Below are 18,737 nucleotides of genomic sequence, written 5' to 3'. Positions count from 1 at the left end.
TGTCACTCCTCGGTCATCTTGCGCAGGCGGGGTCGGGCGGAGGCGGCCAGATCGGCCCACCGGCTGCTGAGCCCGGCGACCGTCGGATGCCCGAACAGCGTCCTGATCGGCACGTCCACGCCCAGCTCGGTACGGATACGGCCGATCAGGCGCGTGGCAAGCAGTGAGTGACCGCCGACCTCGAAGAAGTTGTCGTCGACTCCGACCTGCTCCAGGCCCAGGGCTTCGGCGAACAGGGGGCACAGCGCCTCTTCTTGCGGTGTGCGCGGCGGGCGCCCGGTGGCGGCGCGCGCGTAGTCGGGCGCCGGCAGCGCACGCCGGTCAACCTTGCCGTTGGGGGTCAGGGGGATCTCGGACAGGGCGACCACGGTCGCCGGCACCATGTAGTCCGGCAGCCGCGCCGCGACGTGCCCGCGCAACGCGGCGAGCGCCGTCCCGCTGCCGCGCGCCCCGGGCCCGTCTCCGGCGCCGTCCCCGTCCCGCAGCACCACGTAGCCCACGAGACGGCGGTCGCCGGGGCCTTCCTCCCTGGCGGTCACCACGGCCCGCGCCACCTCGGGGTGCGACAGCAGCGCCGCTTCGACCTCGCCGAGTTCGATGCGGTAGCCACGGACCTTCACCTGGAAGTCGGCTCGGCCGAGGTACTCCAGCACTCCGTCCGAGCGCCAGCGCACGAGGTCGCCGGTGCGGTACATACGCGCGCCCGCGGTGAACGGGTCGGCCACGAACCGGCTCGCGGTCAGCCCCGGCCTGCCGACGTAGCCGCGGGCCAGGCCCTCGCCCGCGATGTGGAGCTCGCCCACGACGCCGGGCGGCACCGGACGGAGGTCCTCGTTCAGCACGTAGACCCGCGTGTTGGCGATCGGTCGGCCGATCGGTGGCGCCGCGTCGCATGCGGTGACCGGCGACGTGGTGGACCAGATGGCCGTTTCGGTGGGCCCGTAGAGATTGGTGACCTGGTCCGCGGACCGGCCGAGGGCCTCGGCCAGGTCGGCCGGAAACGCCTCTCCGCCCACCAACGCCCGGATTCCGTGAAGCATTTCGGGGTCGTGGCTGATCAGCATCTGCCACAGCGACGGCGTGCCCTGAACCACCGTGACCCGGTGGCGCCAAATCAGGTCGGCCAGCGCGGCGGGCTGGGCGAGGTCCTCCCGTGCCGCCATCACCACGCCGCTGCCGGACAGCAAGGGCAGGAACACTTCCAGTGCCGCGATGTCGAACGCCAGGGTCGTGACCGCAAGCAGCCGGTCGTGCGGCCGCAGCGCGAATTGCTCCCCCATCGCCGTCAGGAAGTTGACGAGGGAGGCGTGCGACACCGCGACGCCCTTGGGTGTCCCGGTCGAGCCCGATGTGTAGATGACGTAGGCCAGTTCCGCCATCGAGGCGCGCCCGGCGTCCGGTGCCACGTCCGGGTACCGCGAAAAGTCCTGGGCCAGGGTCTCGGTGTCGACTACCAGGACCGGGTCCGCGTCGCGCAGCACGAAGTCGGTGCGGGCCGCGGGATGGTCCGGGTCGACGGGGACGTAGGCGCCGCCTGCCTTCAGCACCGCGAGGACCGCCACCACCAGGTCCGCCGACCGTGGCACCGCCAGCGCCACCCGCCGCTCGGGGCCGACGCCCCGCTCCACGAGCCAGTGCGCGACCCGGTTGGCCCGGCTGTCCAGCTCCTGGTACGTGAGCGTGACCTCGCCGGACATCACGGCGATGGCGTCCGGGGTGGCGCGGGCCCGGCGTGCGAACAGCTCCGGGACGGTCTCGGGCGGCATCGGCCGTACGGTGGCGTTGTACTCGTGCAGGAGCAGGTCACGTTCGGCCGGGTCCAGTGCCTGCACGGACCCGATCGGTGCGTCGGGGTCGGCCGCGAAGCGCGTCAATAGGCGGGCGAGCCGGGCGGCGATGTCGCGCGCCTGGTCCCCGTCGACGAGGTCGGGCCGGTACTGCAGGCCCACCCGCAGATGCGGGGAGGCGTCGGCGGCGACGATCAGGGGATAGTGCGTGCCGGTCGAGGACCGGATGCCGGTGATGGCGATGCCCGCGGCCGTGTTGGCCTCGGTGAGGCCCGCCCGGTCGATCGGATAGGACTCGAACAGCACGAGGGTGTCGAACAGGGTTCCCAGTCCAGTCTGTTGCTGGATCTCAGGCAGTCCGCAGTGGTGGTGGTCCATCAAGACGCCCTGCCGGTCGTGCAGACCGGCGAGCAGGTCGGCGAGGGTGTCCGCGGGCGAGTACCGCACGCGCACGGGCAAGGTGTTGACGAACAGCCCGACCATCTCGTCGACGTCGCCGACCGCGGGTGGCCGCCCGGAGACCGTGGCGCCGAACACGACGTCCCGGCGGCCGGTCAGCATCCCCAGCAGAACCGCCCACGCCCCCTGGACGAGGGTGCTCATCGTGACGCCGAGTTCGGCCGCCCGTCGGGACAGCTCACGGGCAACCCCCGGCGGCACGGGCACCTCGAGCTGGGCGAGCGCCCCCTCGGCCGCTTGCCTGTCGGCGCCCGGGACGAGCATCGTCGGCTCTTCAAGCCCTTCGAGTTCACGCGCCCAGGCCCGGAGCGACTGTGCCCGGTCCCGTGCGGACAGCCACGTCAGGAAGTCGGCGTAGCCGCGCGCCCTCGGCAGCTTGGCGGCGTCGCCGCCGGATCCGTACAGCCGCAGCAGGTCCTTCATCAGGACCGGCAGGGACCAGCCGTCGAACAGCGCGTGGTGGGCGGTGAGGACGAGTTCGGCGCGGTCGGCGCCGGTACGTACCAGGGTCATCCGCAGCAGCGGCGGCACGTCGGGCTCGAAGTGGGCCGCGTGGTCCTCGGCCAGCAGCCGCTCGAGTTCGTCCACCGTCTGCGGCGTTTCGCCCGCCGACTGCAGCGCTTCTCCCACCGTCCCAGGTATACGGAGGTCGTACTCGCGCCAGGGCAGTTCCACCCGGTCCAGCACGAGCTGGACCTGTTGTCCACGGGAGTCGGTAACGAACGCGGTGCGCAGGTTCGCGTGCCGGTCGAGCAAGGCCTGCCCGGCGGCCCGCATGCGCGCCGGGTCCACAGCTCCGTCCAGGTGGAGCACCAATTGGACGTGGTAAGCGTCGAATGAAGCACCGGCGAGCAGACTGTGGTACAGAAGGCCGGACTGCATCGGGGTGGCCGGCCAGACGTCCGCGAGCGCCGGGTAGCGCCGTTCCCACAGCTCGATGTCCTGCTGGCTCACCCTGACCAGTGGGAGGTCGGAGGGGGTGAGGCCGCCCGCGTCCGGGCCGCTGACATGGCGGGCCAGTCCATCGAGTGCGGCGGTCCACAGATCGGCCAACTCTCGCACCTCGGACGGGGACAGCACACCGGTGGGGAAGCTGAACACCGCGGAGAGCCGGGGCTCCTCGCCGGTGACCGCGGCGGAGATGTCCAGTGCGGCCATCGCGGGCAGGTCGTCGTCCGGGGCAGGCGCGTCGACCGTGGTGATCGCGGTCCAGCCCTCGTCGCGTCCGGGCATGTCGGCAGTGGTGAACTGGCCGAGGTAGTTGAAGGTGATCTGCCCGTGCGGCAGATCCGCCAGCTCACCACGAGTCCGCGGATTCAGGAAACGCAACAGGCCATAACCGATCCCCTTGTCCGGAACGGCCGCCAACTGCTCCTTGACCGACTTCACCAACCCGCCAACCGCACCCCCACCGGAGAACACATCACCCAGATTCACCCCGGCCACATCCACACGGACCGGGAACATACTCGTGAACCAACCCACCGACCGCGACAGATCCGCCCCCGCAATCACCTCCTCCTGACGGCCATGCCCCTCCATACGGAGCACCACCGATCCCTCATCACCACCACGCCAGGACCGCACCGCCACCGCCAACGCAGCCACCAGACCATCCACCGCACCACACCGATACGCAGCCGGCAGCCCCCTCAACAACACCCCCGTCACCCCAGCCGACAACTCCACCCGCACACGGTCCACCGACGCCATCACATCCACCGCCGGATCCAGCACCCGCGAACCCACCAACGGATCAGACCCCGCCAACACCCCCCTCCACCACGCCACTTCCTCCACCCGCCCCGGACTCGACGCCTCCTCCATCAACGCATGCGACCACCGCCGCACCGACGTCGAACCCACCGGCAAAACCGGCACACCCCCACCCCGCACCCCACGCCACGCAGCCGCCAAATCCCCCAACAACACCCGCCACGACACCCCATCCACCACCAAGTGATGCAACACCAGGAGGAGTTGGCCGGGGCCGATCTCCGGTCGCAGCCAGACGCACTGGCCCATCACGCCTGCGGCCGGGGCGAGCCGTGCGGCGGCGGCGTCCAGTTCGTCCTCGACCCGTCGCTCCCACTCATCCGCCCGGACCCCGTCCACGACGCGAATCCACGCCGTGGCGTCCACCGTTCCGGGTTCGCCGACGGTCAGGCCGGGCTCGGGCGAGGACAGGAGTGTGGAGCGCAGCGCATCGTGCCGGTCGATCACGGCGGCCAGGGTCGCGGCCAGGCCGTGCTCGGTCATCCCCTCGGGGAGTTCGAGGACCATCGACATGGCGTACCGGTCGTGGCCGCCGCCCAGTTCGAGCAGGTATCGGGCCATGGGCATCAGCGGCATCCAGCCCGCGCCGCCCCCGGGCAGCTCCGCAAGGACCGGGGTGTTGCCGTCCTCGCCCGTCGGCCGTGCGACGCGGGCGAGTTCGGCCACTGTCCGGCATTCGAAAATCTGGCGCGGGGCGACGGACAGCCCCAGCGCCTTCGCCCGGGCGACCACCTGGATGGAACGGATGCTGTCCCCGCCGATGGCGAAGAAGTCGTCGTCCACACCGACGCGGTCGAGCCCGAGCACCTCGGCGTAGACCCCCGCGAGGACCTGCTCCGCCACCGCCCCGGGGGCCCGGTAGGTGCCGCCGGTCGCCTCTGGCTCGGGCAGCGCGGCGCGGTCCAGCTTGCCGTTCGCGTTCAACGGGAGCCGGTCGAGGACGACGAACGCGGACGGCACCATGTAGTCGGGCAGCCGGGCCGCGAGGTGGCCGCGCAGCTCCGTGACCGACATCCCCGCCGTCAGGTCGACGTCCTCCAGGGCGCCCGGGTCCACCGGCACCACGTAGGCGACCAACCGCTTGCCGCCGCTGGCGTCGTCCCGCGCGACCACCGCGCTCTGGGCCACCCCGGGGTGCCCGGTGAGTGCGGCCTCGATCTCGCCCGGTTCGATACGGAACCCGCGCACCTTCACCTGCGCGTCGGCACGTCCGACGCACTCGACCTGTCCGTCTGGGTTGAGCCGCGCCAGGTCGCCGGTGCGGTACATCCTCGAGCCCGGCGGGCCGAACGGATCCGGCACGAACCGCTCGGCGGTGAGACCGGGGCGGCCAAGGTAGCCGCGGCCGATGAGGCCGCCGACGTAGAGTTCGCCGCCCACGCCCGGCGGGGCCGGGGCGAGTCCGGGGCCCAGCACGTACATCCGCATGTTGGCCAGGGGCTTGCCGACCGGCACCACGCCCGCGTCGGGCAGTCCGTCGGTGCCGGTCACCTCGAAGGCACTGGCGTAGAAGGACTCGCTCTGCCCGTACGCGTTGATCAGCCGTGCGCCGGGCAGTGCCTCGCGAACCTGCCGTGCCAGCACGGTCGTCAGCGCTTCTCCGGCGAGGACCACCGCGTCGACGCCGACGCGGCCGGTGAGGTCGTCCGCCAGCCCGGCGGCCACCGACGGCACGGTGCTCAGCACTCCGGCAGTCCAGGTGTCCCGTTCGCCGAGGACGAGGGCGTCCCGCACCAGCTCCACGGTCCCGCCCGCACACAGCGTGGTGAACAGCTCGAACAGCGACACATCGAAGTTGATCGAGGTTCCGGCGACCAGGTGTGTGCGCCGGGTCACCCCCACCGTGCCGATCAGCGCGAGCACGCCGTTGGTGAGTGCCTCGTGGGTGATGCCTACGCCCTTGGGAGTGCCAGTGGTCCCGGAGGTGTACATCAGGTAGGCCAGGTTGTCCGGCCGTGCGCCGGGCAGGGCCTGGTCCGGCACGTCGTGCGGCCGGTCGAGCGGCAGCCCGTCGAGCAGCAGCCGGGGCAGGCCGTCGAGCGGCAGCCCGGCCTCCGTGGCGGCGTCGGTCAGGACCAGGTGCGGTCGGGCGTCGGCCAGTACGTGCCCCAGGCGCCGGCTGGGGTGAGCCGGGTCGACGGGCAGATGGACACCGCCTGACATCAGCACAGCCAGGACCGCCACCACCAGGTCCGTGGTCCTGGGCAGCGCGACGGCCACCAGCGCCTCGGGGCCCACCCCGCGCTCGGCCAGTTCCGCGGCGAGCCGGACCGCCCGGGTCCTCAGCTGTCGGTAGGTCAGTTCCGTGTCCCCGCACACCAACGCGGTCGCGTCCGGTGTCCGCTCGGCCTGCCGCACGAACAGGTCGGTGACCGTCAGGGCGGGCAGTGGTGCCTCGGTGTCCTGGAGCGTGCGGACCAGTTGCGCCCGCTCGCCGTCGTTCAGGACGTCGACGGAGCCGATGCGCGTCTGCGGCTCCGCGACGACCCGGCGCAGCGCCCTGACGAAGCGGTCACCGATCGCCTCGACACTCTCCCGGTCGAACAGGTCGCCAGCGAACTCGATGGCTCCGGCCGCGCCTCCTTGGGAGTCGGGGGCGAGGTTGACCAGCAGGTCGAACTTGGCGGTGAGCGCCGGCACCTGCTCGACGGCCACGCGCAGGCCGGGCAGGTCGAGTTCCAGCGGGTCCGTGTTCTGCCAGGCGAACATGACCTGGAACAGCGGGTGGTACGCGGTGGACCGGTCCGGATTGAGCAGCTCCACCAGCCGCTCGAAGGGCGCGTCCTGGTTGTCGTAGGCCGCCAGCGCCTTCCCCCGCACCTGCTCCAGGACCCGGGCGAACGAAGGGTTGCCGGACAGATCGGCGCGCAGCACCCAGGTGTTGACGAAGAACCCCACCATGTCGGTCAGCGCCTCGTCCGTGCGGCCCGCAATCGGCGAGCCGATGGTGATGTCGTCGCCCGCGCCCAGCTGGTGCAGCAGCACGGCCAGCGCCGCTTCGAGGACCATCGCGGTGGTCGCCCTGCAAGAGCGCGCCAGCTCGTCGACCTCCGCCATGAGGTCTGTGTCGATCGCGAAGTCGACGCGGTCACCGCGATGGCTCGCCACTGGGGGCCTGGGCCGGTCGGTTGGCAGGGCCAGGGGCGCCGGGACGCCGCCAAGTTCCGCACGCCAGTGGCCGACCTGTTCGGCCAGCAGGCCGCCTGGGTCGCTCTCCTCACCGAGCAGGTTGGCGTGCCAGAGCGCGTAGTCGGCGTACTGCACCGGCAGGTCCGGCCAGTGCGGTGCCGTGCCGCCGCACCGGGCCGCATAGGCGACGGACAAATCCCGGGTCAGCGGTGCGGCGGACCCTCCGTCGGCGGCGATGTGGTGGACCACGAGGACGAGCACGTGCTCGTCCGGTGCGAGGCTCAGCAGCCGGGTCCGCAGGGGCAGTTCGGAGTACAGGTCGAACTCGTGCGCTGCGGACTCGGCGATCAGACCGGGCACTTCGTCCTCAGTCACCGGCAGGACCGGGACGTCCGGCATCACCTGCGCGGCGGGGAGCACGTGTTGGTACGCGGTTCCGGTCCCGTCCTCGGCGATCAGCGTGCGCAGGCTCTCGTGCCGCACCAGCACGTCCACGACCGCCGCGCCGAGCGCGGGCACGTCGAGCACGCCGTGCAGGCGGACGGCGAGCGGCAGGTTGTAGGTGGTGGACGGCCCCTCGAAGCGGTCGATGAACCACATGCGGCGCTGGGCGTAGGACAGCGGGACGCGGTCGGGGCGCGGGGCGCGGGTCAGCGCGGGCCGGACCCGTGTGCGTTCCCGTAGCCGTGCGGCCAGCCGGGTGACCGTCGGCGTCTCGAGCACGGCGCGGATCGGTATCTCCACGCCCAGTTCGGCGCGGATCCGGCCGACGAGGCGGGTGGCCAACAGGGAGTGCCCGCCCAGCGCGAAGAAGTCGTCGTCTACGCCGACACGCTCGAGCCCGAGTACGTCGGCGAACAACCGCGCCAGGGCGTCCTCGCCCGTGGTGCGCGGCGCGCGGTAGGCGGTGCCGGTGAACTCCGGCTCCGGGAGGGCGCGTCGGTCGAGCTTGCCGCTGGGCGTCAGCGGGAAGCGGTCGACCAGCACGACGGCCGCGGGCACCATGTACGACGGCAGCCGGGTCTCGGCAAAGGCGCGCACCTCCTCCTCCGCTGCCGGGCCGCTGGGCGTCACGTAGGCCACGAGACGTCGTTCGGTCCCGGTGTCCCCGACGACGACCACTACCTGGCCCACCGCGGGGTGCTCGGCCAGAGCCGCCTCTACCTCGGCGGGCTCGATCCGGTACCCGCGGATCTTCACCTGTGCGTCGGCCCGCCCGGTGTACTCCAGGTCACCGTCGGCGTTGCGCCGCCCGAGATCGCCGGTGCGGTACATCCGGGAGCCGGGAGGTCCAAACGGGTCGGGCACGAACCGCTCGGCGGTCAGCCCTGGCCGGCCGAGGTACCCCCGGCCCACGCAGGCGCCGGCGACGTACAGTTCGCCCGGCACGCCCGCGGGCACGGGCCGCAGTCCCGGGCCGAGCACGTACACCCGTACGTTGTCCAGCGGGGTGCCGATCGGCACGGCCGCGTCGGCCGGCAGGTCCCGTTCTTCGGGCAGCGTGAACGCGGTGGCGTAGAACGTCTCGCTCTGTCCGTAGGCGTTGACGACGCGGGCGCCAGGCAGCGTCTGCCGGACCCGGTCGGCGAGCCCGGCGGACAGCGCCTCACCGGCGAACACCACGGCGTCCGCAGTGACCCGTCCGGCCAGCCGTTCGGCGAGCTCACCGAACGCGGAGGGCACCGTGCTGAGCACGCCGCCGTCCCAGCCCTCCCGCTCTCCCAGCACCAACACGTCGCGGACGACTTCCACGGTGCCGCCGGTGCTCAGCGTGGTGAACATCTCGAACACCGACACGTCGAAGGAGATCGACGTACTGGCCAGCGTCCGCCGCCCCGGCGGCACGTCCAAGCGGTCCACCAGGCCCGCCACGCCGTTGACCACGTTGCCGTGCAGGATCGTGACGCCCTTGGGCGTGCCGCTGGACCCCGAGGTGTACATCAGGTAGGCGGCGTTGTCCGGGCGCGCCCGTCGTCCCGGGTCGGTGTCCGTCGGCGTGGTGATCGCGTCGAGGAGGAGCCGGGGGATGTCGGGACACGGCAGTTCCGCCGCGGTCGCGTCGTCGGTGAGGATCAGCAGGGGCCGGGCGTCAGACAGCACGTGGTCGAGCCTGGTTCCGGGGAAACCCGGATCGACGGGAAGGTAGGCCGCTCCGGACTTGAGGACGCCGAGGATCACCGCCACCAACCGGGCGGACCGCGGCAGCGCCACGGCGATCACGGACTCCGGTCCCGCGCCGCGGGCGATGAGCGCGTGCGCCAACTGGTTGGCCCTGACCTCGAGTTCGTGGTAGGTCATCGAGCTGTGCTCGTCGGTGACGGCCACCGCATCGGGCGTGCGGGCTGACTGTCGTGCGATCAGCTCGGGCACGGTGAGTCCGGTCGGCGGCACGGCGGTGTCGTTGTGCGTGTACAGCATCCGGTCGTGCTCGCCGGGCAGCAGCAGGTCCAGCTCGGCCAGCCGGGTGCCGGGCTCACCGGCGAGCAGACGCAGCACGTGCGCGAGCCGCATCGCGAGCTCGTCCGCCAACGCGGGGCTCAGAGACTGTCGTTGATACTGCAGCGTGACGCGCAGGTGCGGGTCAGCTGAGGCGAGCACGGTGAGCGGGTAGTGGGTGACCGTGAACGGGCGGATGCCCGTGATCTCCACGCCTGCCGCGGTGTTGGCCTCGCTGATCCCCGCCCGGTCGACCGGGTAGGACTCGTAGGCGACGAGGGTGTCGAACAGCACGTCGAGGCCGGTCAGCCCGTGCAACTCCGTGAGCCCGTGGTGGTGGTGTTCGAGCAGCGCGGCCTGCCGCTGCTGCAATCCCCTCAGCAGGTCGGCGACGGTGTCCGCCGGGCTGAACCGCACGCGCGTCGGCACCGTGTTGACGAACAGGCCGACCATCGTGTCCACTCCGGCGACGGCGGGCGGGCGGCCGGAGACCGTGGCGCCGAACACGACGTCCTGCCGCCCGGTGAGCTGGGCGATCAGCAGGCCCCAGGCGCTCTGGAGCATGGTGTTGACGGTGACGCCGAGTTCGGCCGCGCGCCGGGTCAAGAGCATCGAGTCCGCGGCGGACAGCGGTATTCCGAGCCTCCCGATCCCGGCGGCGTCGTGGCCGCAGGCGCCCCCGGGCCCGGTCAGTGCGGGGGCGAGCAGGGTGGGTTCCTCGACGCCGTCGAGTTCGTCGGCCCAGACCCGTGCCGAGGCCGCCTGGTCCCGTGTGGCCAGCCACTCCAGGAACAGCCGGAAGTCGCGCGGCCCGGGCAGTCCGGCCGGGGCGCCCGCAGTGGTGTAGAGCCGCAGCAGCTCGGTCATCAGGACCGGCAGGGACCAGCCGTCGAACAGCAGGTGGTGCGAGGTGAGGACGAGTTCGGCGCGGTCGGCGCCGGTACGTACCAGGGTCATCCGCAGCAGCGGCGGGCTGTCCAGCGCGAAGTGCTCGTCCAGGTCCTCGGCGAGGAACCGGTCGACAGCACGGGGGACTTCGTCGTCGGGCAGGTCCCTCAGATCGATCTCTCGCCAGGGCAGGCTCACGCCCTCTACGACCAGTTGCACCGGCTCCCCGTCGTCCGCAGTCACGAACGCGGTTCGCAGGCTGGTGTGCCGCTCGATCAGCGCCTGTCCCGCGGCCCGCATGCGGTCCGCGTCCACGTGTCCGCGCAGGTGGAAGGCCAGCTGGATCTGGTAGGCGTCGAAGGAGGTGTCGGCCAGCGTGGCGTGGAACAGCAGTCCCGCCTGGAGCGGCGTCAGCGACCAGGCGTCGACGAGCCGGGGGAAGCGGGCCTCCCAGCGGTCGATCTCCTGCTGGCTCACCCTGACCAGTGGGAGGTCGGAGGGGGTGAGGCCGCCCGCGTCCCGGCCGCTGACATGGCGGGCCAGTCCATCGAGTGCGGCGGTCCACAGATCGGCCAACTCCCGCACCTCGGCCTGGGACAGCACGCCGGTGGGGAAGCTGAACACCGCGGAGAGCCGGGGCTCCTCGCCGGTGACCGCGGCGGAGATGTCCAGTGCGGCCATCGCGGGCAGGTCCGCGGGCGGAGGCGCCTGCAGGCCACCCCCCTCGGGGGCCGGGACCCATCCGTCACGCGTTGGGTCGGTACGGCCGTCGGCCAGCAGGTCTCCGAGGTAGTTGAAGGTGATCTGCCCGTGCGGCAGATCCGCCAGCTCACCACGAGTCCGCGGATTCAGGAAACGCAACAGGCCATAACCGATCCCCTTGTCCGGAACGGCCGCCAACTGCTCCTTGACCGACTTCACCAACCCGCCAACCGCACCCCCACCGGAGAACACATCACCCAGATTCACCCCGGCCACATCCACACGGACCGGGAACATACTCGTGAACCAACCCACCGACCGCGACAGATCCGCCCCCGCAATCACCTCCTCCTGACGGCCATGCCCCTCCATACGGAGCACCACCGATCCCTCATCACCACCACGCCAGGACCGCACCGCCACCGCCAACGCAGCCACCAGACCATCCACCGCACCACACCGATACGCAGCCGGCAGCCCCCTCAACAACACCCCCGTCACCCCAGCCGACAACTCCACCCGCACACGGTCCACCGACGCCATCACATCCACCGCCGGATCCAGCACCCGCGAACCCACCAACGGATCAGACCCCGCCAACACCCCCCTCCACCACGCCACTTCCTCCACCCGCCCCGGACTCGACGCCTCCTCCATCAACGCATGCGACCACCGCCGCACCGACGTCGAACCCACCGGCAAAACCGGCACACCCCCACCCCGCACCCCACGCCACGCAGCCGCCAAATCCCCCAACAACACCCGCCACGACACCCCATCCACCACCAAGTGATGCAACACCACCACCAGGCGTCCGACGCCGGGGAACCACACCATCCGTGCCATCACGCCCGCGGCCGGGTCGAGTTCCGCCGCGGCGGCCCTGGCTTCCTCATCCAGGCGCCGCTGCCAGCCCTCCCCGGTCGTCTCTCCGGCCCACTCGGCGCGCCGGATCAGGCCGGCCGTGGACAAGGGCTCGCCGGCCACCAGACCAGGCTCGGGTTCCACCACCAGGCGGGAACGCAGGACGGTGTGGTGGTCGAGGACCGCCGTTACGGTCGCGGTCAGCCCGGCCTCGCCCAGGTCGGGCGGCAGCGTGAGAACCATGCTCTGCGCGAAGGCCGCGCAGCTCCCGCCGAGACCGAGGACGTACTGGGCGATCGGCGACAGCGGCATCCATCCGGTGGCACCGCCCTCGAGTTCGGCCAACGCGGTGTCCCGGTCGCCCGTGGCCGTGTCAGCGGCCACGGCGAGGCGGGCGACGGTCCGGTGCTCGAACACCTGCCTGGGGTCGATCCCGATTCCGGCCGCGCGTGCGCGTACCGCTACCTGGATGGACCGGATGCTCTCGCCACCCGCGGCAAAGAAGTCGTCGTCCACGCCGACCCGGTCGAGGCCGAGCACCTCGGCGTAGATCGCGGCCAGGACCTCCTCGACCGCCGACTCGGGCCCCCGGTACGACCCGGGGGCCGCGTCCGGCTCGGGCAGCGCGGCGCGGTCCACCTCGCCCGCAGGGGTCACCGGCAGCCGGTCGAGGACAACGATCGTGGCGGGCACCATGGGCTCCGGCAGGCGGCGCGCCACGAAGGCCCGGAGGTCCGCGACCGAGATGCCCGCCGTCAGGTCCACGTCGGCGTCCCCGGCCGTCCGAGCCGCAGCCACATAGGCCACCAGCTGCCGACCGTCGGCGTGGTCATCCTTGGTCAGAACGGCGGCACGCGCAACGCCCGGGTAGGACACCAACGCCGCCTCCACCTCGGCTGGTTCGACCAGGAGGCCCTCCACCCGCACCCGCGTGCCGATGGTGTCGACGAACTCCAGTGCCCCAGCCGCGGTACGCCGCGCCAAGTCACCGGTGCGGTACATCCTCGAGCCCGGCGGCCCGAACGGATCCGGCACGAACCGCTCGGCGGTGACGCCGGGACGGCCCTGGTAGCCGCGCGCGACGCCGGCCCCGGCGAGGTACACCTCCCCCACCGCGCCCTGCGGCAGCGGCATCAGCCCGGGGCCGAGGAGGCGCACGCGATCGGCGCCGGACGGCTCGTGCGCCGCCGCCGTGCACAGGGCCGACTCGGTGTAGCCGTACATGGCGACCACCGCGGGGGCGCCGGGCAGCCACGCGGACCACGCGTCGAGCCGTTCGGGCTCGGGCCCCTCACCGACCAGGAACACGGTGCGGGACCGTGCGCCGAGCCGGTATTCGGTGCCGTTCCTCGCCAGGGCGTCCGGCTCGCCGTACGCGGCCGGTTCGAGGGCGAGCACGGTGGTGTCGTCGGAGCCGACAAGGCTCTTGAGCGCCTCGGGAGAGTGCCGCACCTCCTCGGGGACGACCCTCGCGGCACCGCCGTGCAGCAGGGCACCGCACAGTTCCCACACCGCGACATCCGAGGCGGGCGAGTGGTGCCAGGCCCAGACGTCGTCCCGGCCGAGACCGCCGTCCGCGCCGGTGGCGGTGATCGACGACAGCAGGTTGCGATGTGTCAGGCCCACCCCGTGCGGGCGCCCATCGCGCCCCGACACGAACAGCAGGAAGGCCAGGCCGTCGGGGTGGGACAGATCCTGGCCGGGCGCCTCCTGTCGCGCGCCCTCACCCCCGTCCTCGTCGCGCGGGAGGCAGAGGCGCGGGATATCGGCGTCGGACAGCAGCCCGGCGTGCGCCTCGTCGGTCACCAGCAACCGCGGGTCCGCTTCGGACAGGAGGAGCCCGATACGGTCCGCGGGATGGGCGGGGTCGACCGGCAAGCAGGCCCCGCCGGCCTTGAGGACCGCCAGCGCGGCCACGGCCCACTCCGGCGAGCGCGGCAGGGCGATCGCCACCACGGTCTCCGGGCCGACGCCACGGCGGGTGAGCTCGCGGGCCAAGCGGTCGGCACGGTCGTTCAGTTCGCGGTAGGTCAGCTCGTCCTTGCCCTGGACGACCGCAGGGATGTCCGGTGCCTCGGCGGCGCGCCGGACGAACTCCCGCGACAGGGTGGTCCGGGGTACGGCCGGGACGTCGCGGGGCCCGTCGGTGCATTCAGCGGGTGTGCGTACCTCCACGGCGGCCACCGGCAGGGCCGGGTCGGCAACGACCTGCCGCAGCACCCGGACGTACCGGTCCGCGATCAGCTCGACGCTCGACCGGTCGAAGAGGTCGGTGGCGTACTCGATGCCGCCGCGCAGCCCCCGCCCTCGGGCGTCCGGCCCCATGTTGAACAGCAGGTCGAACTTGGCGGTGCCGGTGGAGGCGAAGGTCCACTCCGCGTGCACCCCCGCCAGGTCGAACCCGGGCAGCACGTCCTGCCAGGCGAACATCACCTGGAACAGCGGGTGGTGGCCGAGCGAACGCTCGGGGTTGACCATCTCGACGAGCCGGTCGAACGGGGCGTCCTGGTGGTCGTAGGCGGCCAGCGCCTTTACCCCGACCTGTTCGAGCACCCGCTCGAACGACTGGTGCGCGGAGAGCTGTACGCGCAGGACCCAGGTGTTGACGAAGAAGCCGACCAGATCCGCGAGGGCCTCATCGGTGCGGCCCGCGATCGGCGAACCGATGGCCAGGTCGTCCCCGCAGCCCACCTGGTGGAGCAGTACGGCGAGCGCCGCCTGGAGCACGATGGAAGGGGTGACGCCCCGCTCGCGCGCCAACTGCTCTATGTCTGCGAGCAGTTCCGGTTCGACACCGAAGTCGACGAGCCCGCCACGGTGACTGGCCATCGGTGGGCGCGGACGGTCGGTCGGCAGCCGCATCGGCTGCGGCACGCCCGCGAGTTCGCCGCGCCAGTGATCCAGCTGGCGGGCCAGCAGCCCGTCTCCGTCAGGCCCGTCCGACAGCAGCTGCCGTTGCCAGAGCGTGTAGTCGGCGTACTGCACCGGCAGTTGTGGCCAGCCGGGCGCGTCGCCTTGGAGCCGGGCAGCGTACGCCGTGGACAGGTCCCGCCCGAGAGGCAGAACGGAGACGCCGTCCCCCGCTATGTGGTGGAGCACCAGGACCAGCACGTGCTCTTCGGCCGCCAGGCGGAGCAGATCGGCCCGGACCGGGAGGTCGCGGGTGAGATCGAACAACCGGGCTGCCGAGGCGGTCACCGCTGTGTCGAGGTCGTCCGGCCGCACCGGGTGGACGGGGATGGCAACCTTCGTCTCGCACTCGGGGATCACACGCTGGTAGGGCACTCCCTGCTCGTCCTCGGCGATCACGGTGCGCAGCGCTTCGTGACGGGTGACGACGTCCGTCAGCGCCGCGGTGAGGGCGGCCTCGTCGAGCGGGCCGCTCAGCCGGAACACCGCCGGAATGTGGTAGTCGGCCGACGGGTCCTCGAAACGGTGCAGGAACCACAGGCGCTGCTGCGCGTAGGACAGCGGCACGTGGTCGGGCCGCGGCAGCGGCCTCAGGGGCGGGCGCGTGGGGGCCTCGGCGTCCAGCCATCCGGCGAGTTCGGCGACCGTGGGCCCGGCGAAAACCACGCCGATGGAGACCTCGGCCCCCAGCTCGGCCCGGATACGGTTGACGAGCCGGGTGACGAGCAGCGAGTGCCCGCCGAGCAGGAAGAAGTTGTCGTCGATGCCGACCTGTGCCACGCCGGTCAGCTCCGAGAACAGTCGCGCCAGTGTCTCCTCGCGCCAGGTGCGCGGCGCCTGGTACAGCTGGTGATCGAGCTCCGGGTCGGGAAGCGCGGCGCGGTCCAGTTTCCCGTTCCGGTTCACCGGCAGCCGGTCGAGCACGACGAGGGCCGCGGGCACCATGAACTCCGGCAGCCGGTCGGCCAAAAACCGGCGCACGTCGTCAACGGCTGTCGGCTCCGCCGTCACCGCATAGCCCACCAGCCGCTTTCCCCCGCCCGCCCCCGGGTCGTCGCGGGTGACGACCACGGCCCGGGAGACCGCCGGATGTGTTTCGAGCGTCGCCGCGATCTCACCCGGTTCGATCCGGAAACCACGGATCTTGACCTGGTCGTCGGCGCGTCCGATGAACACCAGCTCGCCGTCGGGGGTCCAGGCGACCACGTCCCCCGTCCGATACATCCGCTCGCCCGCCCGCCCGTAGGGACAGGCGACGAACCGCTCCGCGGTGAGCCCGCCTCTGTCCAGGTATCCGCGGGCCAGACCGGACCCGGCAAGATAGAGCTCACCGGGGCGTCCCGGGGGCACCGGGCGCAACGCGTCGTCCAGCACGTACGCGCGGGTGTTGTTCATCGGGCGGCCGATGGGGAGTTCGCCGCCGGCGTCCTCCGCGGCTCCCAGCGGGTGGCAGGTCGCGTAGACGGTCGTCTCGGTCGGGCCGTAGACATGCACGAAGGCCGTCCCGGGGCAGGCGCGGACCGCGCCGCGGACGGCCTTCGGGTCGACCCGCTCGCCACCAGTCCACACCTGCGTCAACCCGGTGAAGCAGTGGGGGTCCTGCTCAACCAGGAGGTTGAAGAGCGCCGTTGTCATGAACAGCGCCGAGAGGCGTTCGCGGGCCACCAGCTCCGCCAGGGCGGCGCTGTCGAGGTCCCCGGGCGGCGCCACGACGATCCGTCCGCCGTGGGCCAACGGCACCCAGATCTCATAGGTGGACGCGTCGAAGACGTGCGGCGACCGCAGCATCACCCGCTCCTGGCCGGACTCCCACCGTTCGTCGAGGACGAGGTCGACGACGTTGCGGTGGGTGATCCCGATGCCCTTGGGCGCGCCGGTCGACCCGGAAGTGTACATGACGTAGGCGAGCCGGTCAGGGTGCCCGACTTCTCCGAGGGAAGCGTCCGGCAGGGCGCCCAGGCGGTCCAGGAGGACCGACGGGCAGGCGCCGACGGGCATGACCTCGGCGAACGCGCTGGTGGTGAGCGTCAGCACGGGACGGGCGTCGCGGACCATGCGCGCCACCCGCTCGGCGGGGTAGTCGGGGTCGATCGGCAGGTACGCACCGCCCGCCTTGAGGACCGCGAGTAGCGCCACCACTAGCTCCGCCGACCGGGGCAGCACCACGGCCACCAGCGAGTCCGGGGTAACGGCACGCCGCTTCAACTCGGCACCCAGGCGGTCCGATTGTTCCTGGAGTTCCCGGTGGCTCAGCGAGTGGTCCCCGTCGACCACGGCGACCGCCTCAGGGGTCGCGAGGGATCGGCGCCGCACCAGGTCCGGGACGGAGCACCGCGGGGTCGGCCTCGCGGTGTCGTTGACGTCGGTGAGCAGCAGGTCGCGGTGCTCTGGCCGCGTGACGTCGACCCGGCCGACGGGGAGGTCGGGCCGGGCCACCACAGCGCGAACGAACTCCACCAGGTCCTCGGCGAGCAGCCGCAGTTCGGCCACGCCGTAGAGGGAGGGCGGGGCGTCCAAGCGGATGTTCAGGTCTCCCCCGTCGCGACCGTCGTGGTACGTCGAGATGGTCAGCTCGTCGACGGTTCCCCAGGCCCCGCTGTAGAGGTGCGCCCGGCTGCCGGCGAAGTCGAGCGCGGTGACGTACGGGATCACGTTGACAAGGACCCCGAACGGGCTGCGGGTGGTGCCGACCGCGCCGGTGCCGCGCTGGATGTCACTCACATGGTGCCGGGCGTGCGCGAAGACGGTCCGGCGCTCGGCGGCCATGGCGGTGGCGATCTCGGCGAAGGTCGCGGAGAGGGGGACCTTCGCCCGGATGGGCACCACGTTCATCGTCAGCCCGGGTGCGCGCCGCACCGCCGCGTCCCGGTTCTTGGTGCTGAGCGAGAAGAGCAGTTCCCGCAGCCCGGAGCGCCGCCCGAGGTAGGCCGCCGCGGCCGCGGCAAGGAATGTCGGCATCCGCACGCCCAGGTCGCCCGCCGTCTTCTCCCAGCGTGCCGCCTCGCTTCCGGGGATGGCGACGACGCGGCTCACGACGCCGATTGCTTCGCTCAAACCGGCCCAGCGGTCGGCCGGTTCGCCGCGCTCGTCGCGGTCGGGGCCCACCGGCTTCGACGCGCTGGTGCCAAGTCCCGGCAGCCGGGCCGGTTCCGCGCCCTCGGCCAGGTAGTCCTGCCAAAAGCGCGCGTCGTCGCCATACTGCTGCGACTCCCGGTACCGCAGGTCCGCGTCGGCGATCGCCTCCGCGCCGTCGAACTGTGCCTCGGGCACGGGGTGTCCGCTCACCAGCGCGGTGTAGATCTCCGCCGTCCGTCCGGACAGTAGGGACATCACGCCGAAGCCGTCCGCGACCGCGTGGTGGAACACCTGGACCAGGAAGTGCCGGGCAGGGGCGAGTCGGATGACGCCAACCCGGAACAAGAGGTCGCGCGCCAGGTCGAAGGGGCGGCCGATGAGTTCGGTGAGCAGGTCGTAGGCGGCGGCCTCTGGGTCTGGTCGGGCGCTGACGTCGAGCGTGAAGGGACTCAGCCGGTCGGGCGCGCCGATCACCTGCCGGAGTCCGTCCGCCTGCTCCACGAAGTTCACGAGGGTGGCGTCGGCTTCTTGGAAGACCCGTCGGATCGCGGCTTCCAGGGAACCCAGGTCCACGTCACCGGAGATGTCCCAAAGCATCGACGCGTTGTTGGAAAACTCGGGCGCCATTTTCTGGGCAACCCACAGTCCTTGCTGAGCCGACGACACGCCAAACGAACGCAAAGCTCCACCCCTCGTTTAGTTCCATTCCCG

Annotated in this window: 1 protein-coding gene; it reads right to left on the bottom strand. The window is 71.9% G+C overall.

The window, feature by feature from the left end; all coding sequences use genetic code 11:
- Positions 1-2: 2 nt before the first annotated feature.
- On the bottom strand, positions 3-18,692 hold the full coding sequence (locus ABZ656_RS22395) for an amino acid adenylation domain-containing protein (RefSeq protein WP_360270026.1): 18,690 nt from the start codon (positions 18,690-18,692) through the stop codon (positions 3-5).
- Between the last annotated feature and the right edge of the window lie 45 nt (positions 18,693-18,737).

The sequence above is a fragment of the Streptomyces sp. NPDC007095 genome (assembly GCF_040634475.1).
Taxonomy (GTDB): Bacteria; Actinomycetota; Actinomycetes; order Streptomycetales; family Streptomycetaceae; genus Streptomyces.
This window is presented reverse-complemented; position numbering and strand designations above follow the sequence as displayed.